This window comes from Acidobacteriota bacterium, assembly GCA_026393755.1.
GTDB lineage: Bacteria > Acidobacteriota > Vicinamibacteria > Vicinamibacterales > JAKQTR01 > JBAXOX01.
The window spans coordinates 107,319-122,161 of sequence record JAPKZO010000028.1; the positions used below are offsets into that span (position 1 = coordinate 107,319).

Here is a 14,843-nt window from a genome sequence, read left to right on the forward strand (position 1 = left end):
CCCGTGCGAATCAGCAAGGTGCTTCGGGGCGCCGTGATGTCAATTGGCATCGCCACGCCGGCGCTTGTCGCCTGGCTGGCAGCCGGCTGCCCGGTGATGGTGGACCGGCTGTTCGTGATGAACGAGGCGCCCGTGAAGGCCCGGGCGATCGTCTGCATCGGCGGCGGGCTCGGCGGGCACAACCTGCCCACCGAAGATGGCTGGATGCGCGTCTACACGGCCGTGCAGCTGCACCACGACCAGTTCGCGCCGGTGGTGGTGTTCAGCGGCGGCGGCGCCCAGAAGGTCAGCGAGGCTGAGGTCTACTCGGAGACCGCCCAGTGGCTGGGCCTGCCCGCATCGAGCGTGGTACTTGATCCGGTGCCGGGCGGCACCAACGAGCACCCGCGGAACCTGCTGAACATCGCGACGCTCGGTTTGACGAAGGACACGCCACTGCTCGTCGTGACGTCGCCGCTCCACTCGACACGCGTCTGGTTGTGCTTCCGCAAGGCGGGATTCACCAACGTCAGAATGGTCACGTCGTACGTCGCGAAAGGTCCGGACGCAGATCACCCGGACACCCGCATCATCCGGGATCGGCGCGTCTCGTCAGTTGAGTCCTATCGGCCAAGTGGCAAGAGCTACGACGATCCGATCAACCGCGTGAAGTGGGGGCTCGACAGCCTGCTCACGATCGCACGCGAGGCGGTCGCCATCGGGGTCTACAAGTTCAAAGGCTTCATATAGAGACGGCTTCTGCACCATCCGAGGAGCCCCGCTTCCGGCTCTTCTGGTAGACTGATTCCAGGCACCTTGGACGGCCGTCAACCGGTCATTTTCGGCCGGTAGCCGCGCGAGATGCCGAGCCCTTATATTCCTTCCTGATACAGCCCTGTCGAGGAGACGGTCATGTCCACGACCTACGACTACAAAGTCCGAACGACTTACACCGATGACGTGCCTCGCCTCCGCGCCGCGCACCGGATCGTGGCGGAGTTCCCGTTCACGCCAAGTCTGCCCGACAAGGGGTACACCGGGCGCACGCTCTTTATCGACCTCGATACGATGAGCATCAGGGAGAAGGCCGTCACGAAGGAAATGGTGGACATCTTCACGGGGGGGCGCGGCTTCGGCCTTTACTACCTCTGGCACGCGACAACGCCGACTACCAAGTGGAACGATCCGGACAACGAGATCATCATCTGCCCCGGCCCGCTGGCGGGCAACACCCAGTACGCGGGGTCGGGCAAGTCGATTGTCGTGACGATTTCCCCGGAGACGGATCTGGCGATCGACTGCAACGTGGGTGGATACTTCGGGCCCCTGGTGAAGTTCTGCGGCTTCGACGCGGTCGAGATTCGGGGCAAGGCGAAGAGCGAAACCATCATCGTCATCGACGGCCCGCGCGGCGTGATCCGCTTCGAAGAGGCGGAAGAAGAGACGCCCGACAGCCACATCGCCGGCGAAATCTTCACGCACATGTACGCGGAAGATGCGAAGGATATGCAGAACGTGTCGGTGGTCTCGGCCGGCAAAGCGGCCGAATCGGCCTACATGGGGTGTCTCAATTTCTCGTGGTACGACCCGAGGCGAGGGGCGGTGCGATTGAAACAGGCCGGGCGCGGCGGGACGGGCACGGTGTTCCGCGACAAGAAGCTCAAGGCCCTGGTCGTCCGCGGCTTCAAGATGAAGGCCGACTTGAATCACGCCGCCGACTTTCCCATCACGGTCCAGGTCGGCAAGAAGATCAACCAGGAGATTCGCGACTATGACGACGAGCAGTGCCATATGCGACGGCAAGGCACGGCGCATCTGGTCGAGGTGATGGACGCGTACGACCTGCTCCCGGTGCACAACTTCCAGTACGGCAAGCACCCGGACACGCCGAAGATTGATTCCCAGGTGTGGGACAAGCGCTTCACGCAGGGCATCCCCGACCATTGCTGGTACGGCTGCGGCATGGGCTGTTCCAAGGGCGCCGACGGCCATCTGGTCCGCACGGGCCCCTACAAGGGGGACATCGTCACGGTGGACGGCCCGGAATACGAGAACGCCGCCGGCCTCGCATCGAACTGCGGGCTGTTCGATCCCGACTGGCTGCTCGAGGTGAACTTCTACTGCGATACGTACGGGATCGACACGATTTCGTACGGCACCTCGTGCGCGTTCGTCATGGAGTGCTATGAGAAGGGCATTCTGAACAAGGAACGGACCGGCGGCGTCGACCTTACGTGGGGCAACGGCGAGGCCGAGGTGGAACTGCTGCATCAAATGTGGCGCGGCGAGGGCTTCGGCGTCATCGTCGGCAAGGGCGTCCGCTACATGCAGAACCTGTTCATCAAGAAGGGGTGGGGCGACCCGCAGTTTATTCGCGACATCGGCATGCAGAACAAGGGCCTCGAGTTCTCACAGTACATGTCGAAGGAGTCGCTGGCACAGCAGGGCGGATACTGCATGACCAACAAGGGGCCCCAGCACGACGAGGCGTGGCTGATCTTCATGGACATGGTGAACAACCAGATCCCGACCTTCGAGGACAAGGCGGAGGCGCTCTACTACTTCCCGCTCTTCCGCACGTGGTTCGGCCTGCAGGGCCTCTGTAAGCTGCCGTGGAACGACATCGAACCGCCGGACAATCACGAGAAGTACCCAGGGCCGGAAGCCGCGAAGGTCCCCGAGCACGTGGATAACTACCTGGCGCTCTACACCGGCATCACGGGCAAGCCGCTCGACAGGGCGTCGCTGATTGACCAGTCCGCCAGGGTCTACAACTTCCAGCGCATCTTCAACCTCCGCAGGGGATCGGGCCTGCGCGAACACGACATGCCGCCGTACCGGGCGATGGGGCCGGTGACGGCCGAGGAGTACGAGTCGCGGGCCGATCGCTACGACAAGCAGCTCAAGGACATCGTCGGCGTCGATCCGGCCGGCAAGACCACCGCGGAGAAGATGAAGCTGCACCGCGAGTGGCGAACCGATCGCTACAACAAGCTGCTCGATGCGGTGTACAAGCGGCGCGGCTGGACGCCAGGCGGTGTGCCGACGCTGGAGCGGCTGAAGCACCTCGGGATCGATTTTCCCGAGGTGGTGGCGCTGGCGAAGCCGCACTGGGGATGACGTCCGATGCTCGTCGTCAATGATGAACCTCTGGACTACGACGCCGGGATGACCGTCGCCGACGTTCTCAAGAAGCGCAGCTACATCTGGCGCCTGCTGGCGGTGTTCGTCAATGGCACGTTCGTCCCGCGCGGCACGTACGACAAGACGCCGGTGCCCGACGGCGCCGACGTCAAAGTCATCCACCAGATCGCCGGCGGATAGCGCTCGACCGTATCCCTCTGATTGGGGATGCGGGGCCTCGCCGCCGGCCGTAGACTCCGCATCATGAACGGTATCACCCTCCCTGTTCCCATCGCCAATCCCGTTCGAATCAACACCCGCACCGTGCTCGCCATTTATGCGGTGGGCGCCATGCTGCTCGGCGCCGCGCTCGCCGCCTTCGGACCGATCTGGTTCCACGGCGAGGTTGACGGACTCCCCTACGCCAAGAACGCATTCGTTCGAGTCGTTGGCGCGGTCATCTTCGCCGCCGGATGCTTCGCGATGGCGCTCGCCAGGGTGGAAGACCCTGACGCCCGCCGGCGAGGAATCGGGTGGCTGGCAATCGGTCACGCCGTCGTTGCGGCCGTCGTGATCAGCCAGCATTTCACCATCTGGATCGCTCCGTGGTCCGCTGCAGCCGGCGGATCACTTTTCACTGTCGCCGGCCTGCTGCTCTACTTGTGGCAATTCGGCGAGGGATCCGACGGCCGGTTGCAGGGCGGCATGATCGTGCTGTTCCCCGACGGCGACGTGTCGGTTCCGTACTCGCTTCGTTCGGAATACGAGCGTCGCATTCAGCAGGCCGCAGCACAGGAGGAGCGGAACCGTCTCGCCCGCGATCTCCATGACTCAATCAAGCAGCAACTGTTCGCCATCCACACCGCTGCCGCGACGGCCCAAGCGCGATTCGAGGGCGAGCCGGCTGGGGCGCGCGCGGCCATTGACCAGATACGCGAATCCGCTCGGGCGGCGACGGGCGAGATGGACGCGATGCTCCAGGGTTTGCGCGCCGCACCCCTCGAGAACGTCGGTCTCGTCGAAGCGCTCAAACAGGCCTGCGAGGCCCTGGCGTTCAGAACCGGTGCCCGTGTTGACTTCACGCCGGGCGCGTTGCCGTCCAGCATGGGATTACCTCCGGGCACTCAAAACGCCATCTTCCGCATCGCGCAAGAGGCGCTCGCCAACATCGCGCGCCACGCCCGCGCCACTCACGTGCAGGTGACGCTGGCCGGTTCCGATGGCGAAATCGAATTGACGGTGAAGGACGATGGGGCGGGGTTCGATCAGAGTCAGCCGGCCCGAGGCGTGGGACTCTCCAACATGCGTACGCGAGCAGAACAGCACGGCGGGCGAATTGAACTGGTCAGCCAGCCCGGTGTCGGCACTCGCGTCCGGCTGACTGTCCGCGCCGCGGGCCGGGATTCGGGCGATGCCAAGTACCACGGAAGGCGCGCGGCCATGTACGGCATGATCGCGTTCACGAATCTCATGATGGGGTTGGCCACGGCGTCCCACGACAGAGACCTCCTGATGTTGAATGTGCCGGTCTCGATCCTGATGCTCGCCGGATGCGTGCACGAACTGCTTGCGTACTTCCACACGCGCAAGCCCCAGGGAGCCGGCCAATGAACGCCATCAGCGTCGTACTTGTTGACGATCACAAGGTCGTGACGCGCAGTTTGAAGAGCTACCTGGAGTCGTTTCCCGATCTTCGCGTGGTAGGCATCGCGGCAAGTGGCGAGGAACTCCTGGAGCACCTGTCCGACTGGCACCCGCAGGTTGTCGTCCAGGATCTGCTCTTGCCGGGCGGCATCGACGGCATCGAAACAACCCGCCGGGCGCTTGCCCGTGAGCCGTCGATACGGGTCGTGGCTCTCACCGCGTCAATAGACGAGGGACGCATGATGGCCGCACTGAGGGCCGGCGCAACCGGCTACATCAGGAAGGACGCAGAACCGGAAACTCTCCTCGCGGCGATTCGCGCCGTCGCGCGCGGGAGGACGTTCATCGACCCGTACGTGGCTTGTCGTGTCGCCGAGGATGCGACAGCCCACGAGGAGTTGACGGCCCGCGAGCGCGAAGTGCTGCGTCATGTGGCGTTGGGCCTGTCAAACAAGGACATCGCAGAAGCGCTGTCGGTCAGCGAGGAGACCATCAAGACGCACGTCGGTCACCTGCTCGGCAAACTGGGCGTGGAGAATCGCGCCCAGGCTATCGTGCAGGCGCTGAAGCGCAGTCTGATCTCGCTCGACGAACTCGATTAGTTGCCAGACGGATTTCATGACGGCACTCCCTGTCGTCGCGCCGGATCTCCTCGATGTTAACTCGCTCCTGCTATCATCATCATGCACCCCAGGAGACGACCATGCCGCAACTGAAGACGGGCGATAAGGCTCCCGCGTTCTCGCTCAAGAACCAGCAGGGGGAAACCGTGAAGCTCTCTGCATTCAAGGGCCAGAAGGTTCTGGTCTACTTCTATCCGAAGGCCGACACGCCCGGCTGCACGACGCAGTCGTGCAACGTGCGCGACGCGAGACCGAACCTCAGCCAACTTGGCGTTGCCGCCCTCGGCATCAGCCCGGACCAGCCCGAGGCGCAGCAGAAGTTCGACACCAGGTTCAAGCTCGGTTTCCCGCTCCTGGCCGATACCGATCACTCGGTGGCGGAGGCGTACGGCGTGTGGGGCGAGAAGTCGATGTACGGGAAGAAGTACTTCGGCATCATCCGCTCGTCGTTCCTCATCGACGAGAAAGGCAAGATCGCGCACGCCTGGTACAAGGTGTCACCTGACGACACCGTGCCGCTGGCCATCGCCGCGCTCCGAAGCGTCTAAGCGCCTGTGTGAGCGGGGACGCGGCGCGGGCGGACGTCTCCGCTTGCGCCGATCTACCGTCTCACGGGCTTGTCGCCAACCTGCTCGCGTTCGCGGTTCAGCTCCACGATGTCCACGCTCTCGGACGCTTCGCCGAGCAGCCAGCGGCAGAAGTAGTCCGCCCGCACCATGTTGAAGTACGCGGCGGCCGACCCGTAACTGTGCCGCTGACCCGGCAGCACGACGAAATCAAACCGCTTGTTCGCCTTGATCAGGGCGTCGATCAGCCTGTAGGTGTTCGCCGGATGCACGTTGTTGTCGATATCCCCGGTCGACAGCATCAGGTGGCCCTTGAGGTTCTTGGCGAGTTCGGAGTTCCTCTCGATGTTGTACTCGAACGTGACGTTGCCATCCTTGCCGACAACCTCTTTCACGCCCTGGTGCTTCTCGCTCCAGGTGTTGTTGTAGATGTTGTTCTCGTGGTTGCCTGATTCCGACACCGCCACCTTGAAGAAGTCCGGGTACACCAGCATGGCGGCGGTGGACATGAACCCTCCGCCCGAGTGGCCCCAAATGCCAACCTTGTTGATGTCGATAAACGTGTTCTTGCGGGCCAACTGCTCGACGGCCGCCTTCTTGTCGGCCAGGCCGTAGTCGCGCAGGTTGCCGTACCCGTAGTTGTGGTACCACTTCGACCGCTGCGGGCTGCCGCCCCGATTCCCGACCTCGACGACGATGAAGCCGAACTGGGCGAGCGACATGCTGTTGCTTCTCGGATTGAAGGTCTTGGTGACGCTCTCCTGCTGCGGACCCGGGTAGACGTAGAGAATCACCGGGTACTTCTTCGCCGGATCAAAGTCGAACGGCTTGTACATCACTCCGAACAAGTCCGTGATCCCGTCGTCGGCCTTCACCTTGAACGGCTCCGGGTATTTGAAGCCGGCGTCGACAAGGGCGCTGACGTCAGTGGTCTCGAGCGGCGTGACCAGCGTGCCCATGGCGTCGTAGAGCGCCGAGGTTGGCGCCAAGTTGATGCGCGAAGCGTTGTCAACGAAGTACCGGTTGGATTCCGCCAGGGTGGCCGCGTGCGACGCGTCACCCGGGTTGAGCAGCTTGAGACCGGTGCCGTCGAGATTCGTGCGATAGAGATGCGGATAGTAGGGATCTTCGCCCGCCTCCCGGCCGAGGGCCGTGAAGAAGGCAACTCGCAATTTCTCGTCGACGCCATCGAGACTGGTCGTCACGAACTCCCCTGACGTGATGGCGTTCTTGAGCGCGCCCGTCGCGGCGTCGAAGAGGTAGTAGTGTCCCCAGCCCGTCCGCTCTGACCAGTGCACCAGTTCGGTGCCCTTGTTGATGAGGCGGAGCGGTTTCGTCTCGATATAGGTGTTCAGCCGCTCCTCGATGAGGACCTTCACGTCTCCCGTCTCCGGGTCGGCCACACAGACGTCCACCTTCTTCAGGTCCCGGCTGATGCGCGTGAAGTAGAGCTTGTCGGTGGTCTCGCTCAGCCACTGCGGAGGCGGAGGCGCATCCGGTCCGGTGGCGGCGCCGCCGCCCTGCCCGCCGCGTCCGCCGCCGCCGCCACGAGTCGGCATGGTGGCGATCGACACGGTCTGATCCTTGAACTTGTCGATCTTCGTCTTGACCATCGCCTTGGTGTCGCGATCGAACACGTTGAGCTCCGACTGCGGCGCGTTGGCTTCGCCGGGCATCGCGTACCGGTAGGTCTCGAGCTTCGGGCGCGGCGAGGCCAGCGAGTCGATCACCCACAGATCGGCGACCTTCCGCTGGTCGCGGCGAACGACGACGAACTTCTTCGAGTCTCGCGACCAGATCACCCCGATGGCCGCAACGCGGGCGTTCTTGTCGACCGCCGCCTGATCGCCTTCGGCCTGCTGCTGGTCTTCTTCCTGCTGCTGCTGCTCGATCTGGCCGCCGACCGGCGCCGTTCGCGCGTAACTGTAGTTCTCCTCGCCGTCCTTGGTGAGCTGCACCTCGACGATCTTCGGATCGTCGGCCTTCTTCTCCGCCAGCGCGAAACTCGCCGCATCCATCATGAACAGGTTGTGGTTTCGCGCGAACACGATCGTCTTCTCGTCAGGCGACATCTGCACCCATCGTGGTCGCCTGGGCGCCCGATAGTCGTCATCAATCAGGTCGAGCATGCCGGTCGCCAGGTCGTACTCGAAGTGCAGCGTCCTCGGGCGGGGCGGAGGCGCGGCCCCCGCGCCAGGCCGTTGGGCTGTCTGACCTGTCTGGCCGCGCTGCTGTTGCTGGGCGCTCTCTTGCTGGCCGTCCTCGTCCCCCGCGACACCGTCGGTCATCTGGACCGGAACGTCCTTCTTGACGACCGCTTCGGTCTTTTTCACTACCGCGGCGCCCTTCTTGTCGACCGCGGGCGGCTCTACCGGCGCCGGCTTCTTCGGCTTGACGATCTGGGCATCTCGCGGCACGGTGACGTCGAATTGGAATGCGGTGTCCTTCTTGACAAACCTGATGGTGGTAAACGGCAGGTGCTGCGCGTCGTACGGCTGGAGCGTGATCGCCGTCAGCGTGGCAGCCATCTTGGCGTGATCAAAGAGCGGCGTCCTGGTCTTCTTGACGGCGTCAACGATGAAGAACTTACGCCCGTCGCGCGTCTGGAAGCTGTACCAGAACCGGTCGCCACTCTCGAGCCATCGCGGCGTCACCGATGTGTCGAAAACGAGCCGGCCGACCTTCTGCGTCGTCCACTGCGATGCCAGATCGTAGTTCGGTTTCGGCGTCGGCGGCGCCTTCTGGGCGAGCGGTGTGGCGGCCGGCATCACGGCGAACGCCACGGCGAGACCACACACGACGACTAAGCGGGACAGACTCGAACGCTGATGAGCGCCTGGCAAGTGCATGACCGACTCCTTGTGAGATGCGTGATCGCTTGAGAACAGACTGACCCCTGGACCGGCCGGAGCCAGCCCGGGCTGGACGGGCAAATAGTGAAGTGCACGCGAGACTAGATCTGGACAAACCGGGACTTCTTCGCTCCACAGATCGGGCATTCGTCGGGCGGCGTGCCCGGTTCGATGTAACCGCAGACCGGACACAGGTAGAAGTGTGTCTCCGCAAGATCCCGGCCCTGCGATGCGGCGTCGAGTGCGGCCTGGTACAGCCGGGCGTGAACTTCTTCCGCCTTGACGGCATAGCCGAACATGCGCTTTGCCTTGTGGCCTTCGGCCTCGGCAGTCGCCAGCATCGGCGGGTACATTTCGGTGAACTCGTACGTCTCGCCGCCAATGGCGGCCTTCAGGTTGTCCGTGGTGGACTGCACCGCGTCAAGCGCCCGCAGATGGCCCTCGGCGTGTATCCGCTCGGCCTCGGCGGTCGTTCGGAACAGACGTGCGATATTCGCAAATCCCTCCTGTTCGGCCCGCGCGGCAAACGCCCGGTACTTCTGGTTCGCCTGGCTTTCCCCAGCGAATGCGTTTTTCAGATTGTCGATGCTCGTCGGCATAAATGGCCTCCAGGATGTCAATGGGCCGTATTGTAGACGTGACCGGGCAAAATTGCATGTGCGTCGGCCACGCCGGCCGATTGACCCCGGCCAGACAGCATCGTACAGTCTGCTCGGGAGGCTGGCCATGCGTCATTCCTGGCTCGTCGTCGTCGCACTGTGTTGTGCCGTCGTTCTTGCGGACTGCACGAACAAGAAGCCGCTGCCGCCCGTCGCCCCATCCGCACAGGGGGCAGCCATGCAGCTGGGACTTGCGGCCGGCAGTTTCGTCGCGCAGGCCGCACAGCCGATGGAACTCCGCAAGGAGTCGGCAGTGGGATTTTCCAGAAGCGAATCCGACCTGTTCACCTTCATGGGCAGGCTGCAGATCGCGGAGGCCGAGGCGGCGGGAGTCGCTTCAGGCATGCTGGATGGCTTTGCTGACCCGAATCCGACGCGGGGATCCCAGCTCATCTCGGATGCGATGAACGACGTGATGGCTCGGCTCGAGGCGAGCTCGTATCCGGAGTTGCTGTGGGCGTTCAAGGTCGGATTCACGATCGGCCACATGGGCGAGACGGTCAACGTGCTGACGCGGGGCATCCCGCAAGAGGAGCACGTCCAGCCGTACGCGACACTGACAACCAGAGACCGGGAGACGCTGCAGGCAGATCTCGACCAGTCGGGCTTGCCGGCCGAACTCTACGACGCAATCCAGACGGTTCCTGTGGAGATACGGTCTGTCTCGGACTTGTTCGCGATCACCAGGGCCTGCCTGAAGATCAGGGTCATGGCCGCTCAGATGCGGTGAAGGCAAAGATCAGGCTGCAGCAGGTGACGGCGCCCTCGGCCTTCTGCAACTCCGACACGTCGACAGGCACGACGGCAATTCCGTGGGCTTCGAGACGATCGCGGGTGCGCGGGAACGACGATGGGTAGATGACGCGGTCGCCGATAAGCAGACCGTTGGCCGCGTACGGCTCGTCCGGGTCGACGTCAATCACCGTCCACTGGCCAAATATCGACGCGTCAACCCACTTCGGATTGACGAGTAGCGTCCGATCCGCAACCTGCGTCACGGCCGACTTCAGGTGCAGGCACCCGGCGACCGGCACGGGAGTCACCGTGTAGCCGCACGGCCAGACAACCGCCCGCAACTGCATGATGCCCGACTGGTTGCTCCGCCCGGAGAGGCCTACGAAGAGCCTGTGGCCCAGGCGCAGCACATCGCCGCCCTCCACTGTGCCTGGAGCCTCCACGAACCGGATTCGCCGGTATGGCGTCAGCGCCTCGGCGACTGAGAGCGTCTCGCAGCGCCGCGACGGGACGCCCGGCCTGGTGACGATCGCAATCTCGTCGAGCACGATGGCCGCGTCTTCGACAAAGACCGAATCAGGCATCGCAGGCTGCGAAGGCAGCGAGATCACCTGGCATCCCTGTGCGGCCAGCGCCTGCTCGTAGGCGCCGTGCTGTGCACGCGCACGGCCCACGTCAATCTGAACGCGCGGCAGGTGCGTCAGCTCACATCCGCCGATGGCGGCCGAGACCTGCCTGGTTATGGCGACGGGCACGGCCTTAAGTATGCTCCTTCTTGTGCTCGTCGATGAGACGCTGGACCACGTCCGGCTCGGCCAGCGTCGAAGTGTCGCCCATGCCGTCGTATTCCGATGAGGCGACATTCCGGAGAATGCGACGCATGATCTTTCCGCTCCGCGTCTTGGGCAGGCCCGAGGCGATATGGATGATGTCGGGCGCGGCAAACCCCCCGATCGCATTGCGCACCTGCTGCTTCAGCGCGCCGACCAGTTGCTCCGGATCGCCGTTCTGATACTCGTTGTTGAGCAGTACGTAGCAGTAGATCCCCGTGCCCTTGAGGTCGTGGGGATAACCGACGACGGCCGCTTCCGCCACCGCCTCGTGCGCCACCAGCGCACTCTCGATTTCGGCCGTCCCGATCCGGTGGCCCGACACGTTCAGCACGTCGTCGATGCGACCGGTGATCCAGTAGTACCCGTCCTCGTCCCGCTTCACGCCATCGCCGGTGAAGTAGTACCCGGGGTACGTGCTGAAGTAGGTCTGGCGGAACCGCTGATGATCGCCCCAGACCGTCCGCGCCTGCCCCGGCCACGGCGACGCCAGGCACAGCGCCCCCGAGACGTTATTGCCTTCGAGCGGCTTCGACGTGGTCACGTCCATCACCACCGGCTTGATGCCGAAGAACGGCAGCGTCGCCGATCCCGGTTTGGTCGGCGTGACGCCCGGCAGCGGCGTAATCAGCGCGCCCCCGGTTTCCGTCTGCCACCAGGTATCCACGATCGTGCAGCGCTTGTCGCCGCAGACGTCGTGATACCAGCGCCATGTTTCTGGATTGATCGGCTCGCCGACCGTGCCGAGGATACGAAGCGATTCACGCCTGTACCGCTTGACCCATGCATCGCCGGCCTGGGCGAGCGCGCGCAGGGCTGTCGGCGCCGTGTAGAGCACATTGACGCCAAGGTCGTCCACCACGCGCCAGTAGCGGCCCGCGTCGGGATAGAGCGGCGTCGACTCGAACATCACCGTTGTCGCACCGTTGGCCAGCGGCCCGTACACGATGTAACTGTGACCGGTGACCCATCCGATGTCTGCAGCGCAGAAGTAGATGTCGCCAGGGTGATAGTCGAAGATCAGCCGGTGCGTAAACGCGGCAAAAACGAGGTACCCGCCGGTCGTGTGCATCAGACCCTTGGGTTTGCCCGTGCTGCCAGAGGTGTAGAGCACGAAGAGCGGATCCTCGGCACCCATCCACGCGTTCGTGCAGGTGGAGCGTTGCTTGCGGCACTCCTCGTCCAGCCAGAAGTCGCGTCCAGCCCTCATCTCCACGTCGCTGTCGGTTCGCCGCGCCACGAGCACGGTCTCGACCAGTGACATGCCCTCGATGGCCCTGTCGACGGTCCTCTTGAGCGGCACCTTCTTGCCGCCGCGCAGGCCCTCGTTCGCCGTGATGACGACCTTGCACTTGGCGTCGATGATCCGGTCGCGCAGCGAGTCGGCCGAAAAACCGCCGAACACCACCGAGTGCACCGCACCGATGCGCGCGCAGGCGAGCATCGTGTACACGAGCTCGGGGATCATCGTCAGGTACACGCAGACGCGATCGCCCTTCCGGACGCCGTGACTCAGCAGCACGTTGGCGACGCGGCACACGTTGTGCTTCAGTTCGCGGTAGCTGATGTGCCGGTACACGCCGGGCTCGTCTTCGACCCAGATGATGGCCGTGCGATCACCCAGTTCCGGCAGGTGACGATCGACGCAGTTGAACGACGCGTTCAGGCGGCCCCCGGAGTACCAGGAGAAGTCGACCTCCTCGTAGTCCGAGTCCAGCACCGATTGCCAGGGGTGGAACCACGTGAGCGCCTTCGCCTGTTCGCCCCAGAACCACTCCGGATTGTCGAGTGACAGGCGATAGAGCCGCTGGTACTCCTCCATGCTGCGGATGTAGGCACGCTCGGCGATGTGGGGTTTGACGGGATAGACGTCCATCTGATCCTTCATGGGGGACTCCTTCACTCTGCGCCAATACCCAGGTACGCGCGCAGTTTCTGTGCGGCAAACGCCGTCTCGGCGCCCTCCTCCCTCGTCAGCAGCGACACGAGGATGGCGACGGCAAACGCAGTGGTCATCGAGACAATCGCCGGATTCCGGAGTGGGAAGTACGCTGTCGTGTGCTTGAGCACGTCGATCTGGATCGTCGGGCTCAAGACGATGAGCAGTACCGCGAGGATCGAGCCCGTGACGATCGAGGCCACCGCTCCGGCCGTCGTAAACCGGCGCCAGATGATCGACAGCAGCAGCGCCGGGACGTTCGCGCTGCAGGCAATGGCAAAGGCGAGGCCAACCAGGTACGCGACGTTCTGCCCTTTGAAGACCACGCCCAGCAGCACGGCGATGACGCCGAAGATCACGGTGGACCAGCGTGCCACCCGCGCCTGCCCCTGCTCGGTCGCCTTGCCCTTCTTGACGACGTGCACGTAGATGTCATGCGAGAGGGCTGACGCACCGGCCAGGGCGAGTCCAGCCACGACCGCGAGAATCGTGGCGAATGCCACCGCCGCGATGAAGCCGAGAAACGGCGTGCCGGCCATGCTCTCGGCGAGCAGCAGCGCGGCCATGTTTCCGCCCGTGTCGACCTGGGCGATCAGCTTCCGGCCGACCAGCGCAGCGGCGCCGAAGCCGACAATCGGGATGATGATGTAGAAGTAGCCGATGAACCCTGTGGCGTACAGCACCGACGTGCGCGCGGTCTTCGCGTCAGGCACGGTGTAGAACCGCATCAGAATGTGCGGCAGCCCGAAAAGACCGAGCATCAGGGCGATTCCCAGCGAGACCGTATCCCACGGATTCGACACCTGGCCGCCAGGCTCAAGCGCGGCCTGCCCGTAGCGGGACACGACGGCAGAGTAGAGGTGGCCCGGGTTGAAGCTGAACTGCGACAGAACCATGACGGTGAGAATCGTCACACCGCCGAGCAGGACCACGGCCTTGATGATCTGAACCCAGGTGGTGGCGATCGTGCCGCCGAACAGCACGTACGCCAGCATGATCACGCCGACGATGACCAGGGCCGACTCGTACGAGATGCCGAACATCAACTGGATCAGGTTGCCGGACCCGACTATCTGGGCGACCGCATAGAACAACACGGTCAGGACGCCGCCGATGGCAGACGCGACGCGGACGGGCGCCTGCTTGAGCCGAAAGGCCAGGAGGTCAGCGAAGGTGTACATGCCGAGATTGCGCAAGGGCTCAGCAACCAGGAACATCAGCGCCGGCCATCCGACCAGCCAGCCGGTCGCGTAGATCATGCCGTCATAGCCCTGGAGGGCCACCATGCCGGCAATACCGAGAAACGACGCGGCGCTCATGTAATCACCCGCCAACGCCAGGCCGTTCTGCAGCGCGCTCATGGTGCCGCGGGGCGCCCCGATCTCCTGGCTGCCGCGCGTGCGCCTTGCGGCCCAGTACGTAATCGCCAGGGTAATGACGCTGATGACCAGGAAAAACGCGATAGCTCCGGTCGTGGGGGTGCCGAGGGTCGTCTGCATCTCCTGCGTCTCCAGCCGGATCCGGGTATGGCGCGAAGAATCGAACGGTGCTTGGAACCGTCTTTAACGAAACTTCCGCTTCAGATCATTGACGTCGGGATCGTGCACCCTGTTGGCCCACACCACGTAGATGGCCGTCAGCACCCACGACAGCACGATGACGGCCACGCCGATCGGAATCCCGAGCGTCGTCACCTCGCCGACCTTCTGCGCCATCAAGGGCTTGTTCACCGCGATGAGCACGATGTAGCCGTAGTAGATCGCAAACAGCGCACTGGTCAGGATGACCGAACATATCCATCGCCTTGCGATCATGCGCTTGAACTCCGGTGAGTCCAGAATCTGGCGGGCGGTCTGTTTCATTCCGGCCTCCGATCGTTCGTGCACGTCCCGA

At 63.9% G+C, this 14,843-nt stretch carries 13 protein-coding genes; 7 read left to right on the plus strand and 6 right to left on the minus strand.

Features of this window, described 5'->3' with window-relative positions; translation table 11 throughout:
- Positions 1 to 3: 3 nt before the first annotated feature.
- From NTV05_10990 to bcp, 6 genes are all read left to right on the plus strand, one after another.
- A complete protein-coding gene (locus NTV05_10990; GenBank protein MCX6544919.1) occupies positions 4 to 729 on the plus strand; it encodes a YdcF family protein in 726 nt (241 codons plus the stop codon).
- A gap of 162 nt (positions 730 to 891) precedes the next feature.
- The gene (locus NTV05_10995; GenBank protein MCX6544920.1) at positions 892 to 3,099 is read left to right on the plus strand and encodes an aldehyde:ferredoxin oxidoreductase; all 2,208 of its coding nucleotides are present in this window, start codon (positions 892 to 894) and stop codon (positions 3,097 to 3,099) included.
- A gap of 6 nt (positions 3,100 to 3,105) precedes the next feature.
- Positions 3,106 to 3,303 (plus strand): sulfur carrier protein ThiS, encoded by a 198-nt coding sequence (gene thiS / locus NTV05_11000; protein ID MCX6544921.1) that lies wholly within the window; start codon positions 3,106 to 3,108, stop codon positions 3,301 to 3,303.
- Positions 3,304 to 3,366: 63 nt separating this feature from the next.
- Entirely contained in the window at positions 3,367 to 4,713 is a 1,347-nt protein-coding gene (locus NTV05_11005) for a sensor histidine kinase (protein MCX6544922.1), read from the plus strand.
- Positions 4,710 to 5,348, plus strand: a complete 639-nt coding sequence (locus tag NTV05_11010) for a response regulator transcription factor (GenBank protein ID MCX6544923.1) — start codon at positions 4,710 to 4,712, stop codon at positions 5,346 to 5,348. Before NTV05_11005 ends, NTV05_11010 begins: the two co-directional genes overlap by 4 nt.
- Before the next feature lie 101 nt (positions 5,349 to 5,449).
- On the plus strand, positions 5,450 to 5,917 hold the full coding sequence (gene bcp, locus NTV05_11015; GenBank protein ID MCX6544924.1) for a thioredoxin-dependent thiol peroxidase: 468 nt from the start codon (positions 5,450 to 5,452) through the stop codon (positions 5,915 to 5,917).
- 53 nt (positions 5,918 to 5,970) lie between these two features.
- Here the strand turns inward: bcp and NTV05_11020 are convergent, their stop codons facing one another.
- Positions 5,971 to 8,784: a DPP IV N-terminal domain-containing protein gene (locus NTV05_11020; GenBank protein MCX6544925.1), complete on the minus strand. Its 2,814-nt coding sequence runs from the start codon at positions 8,782 to 8,784 to the stop codon at positions 5,971 to 5,973.
- Positions 8,785 to 8,888: 104 nt separating this feature from the next.
- The gene (locus NTV05_11025) at positions 8,889 to 9,386 is read right to left on the minus strand and encodes a rubrerythrin family protein (GenBank protein MCX6544926.1); all 498 of its coding nucleotides are present in this window, start codon (positions 9,384 to 9,386) and stop codon (positions 8,889 to 8,891) included.
- Positions 9,387 to 9,513: 127 nt separating this feature from the next.
- Between NTV05_11025 and NTV05_11030 the strand changes: the two genes are divergently transcribed.
- Positions 9,514 to 10,176 carry a hypothetical protein gene (locus tag NTV05_11030; GenBank protein ID MCX6544927.1) on the plus strand — a complete coding sequence of 221 codons (663 nt, stop codon included), beginning with the start codon at positions 9,514 to 9,516 and terminating at the stop codon, positions 10,174 to 10,176.
- Here NTV05_11030 and NTV05_11035 read toward each other — a convergent pair.
- The 4 genes from NTV05_11035 to NTV05_11050 all read right to left on the minus strand — a co-directional run bounded on the left by NTV05_11035 (position 10,154) and on the right by NTV05_11050 (position 14,812).
- Complete coding sequence (locus NTV05_11035) at positions 10,154 to 10,936, minus strand: dimethylargininase (protein ID MCX6544928.1); 783 nt, start codon at positions 10,934 to 10,936, stop codon at positions 10,154 to 10,156. The two genes, NTV05_11030 and NTV05_11035, sit on opposite strands and share 23 nt — an antisense overlap.
- A 4-nt stretch (positions 10,937 to 10,940) precedes the next feature.
- Positions 10,941 to 12,899, minus strand: coding sequence for an acetate--CoA ligase (gene acs / locus NTV05_11040; GenBank protein MCX6544929.1), 1,959 nt, complete (start codon positions 12,897 to 12,899; stop codon positions 10,941 to 10,943).
- Between the two features lie 11 nt (positions 12,900 to 12,910).
- Positions 12,911 to 14,449, minus strand: a complete 1,539-nt coding sequence (locus NTV05_11045) for a sodium/solute symporter (GenBank protein ID MCX6544930.1) — start codon at positions 14,447 to 14,449, stop codon at positions 12,911 to 12,913.
- Positions 14,450 to 14,512: 63 nt separating this feature from the next.
- A complete protein-coding gene (locus tag NTV05_11050; GenBank protein ID MCX6544931.1) occupies positions 14,513 to 14,812 on the minus strand; it encodes a DUF485 domain-containing protein in 300 nt (99 codons plus the stop codon).
- Between the last annotated feature and the right edge of the window lie 31 nt (positions 14,813 to 14,843).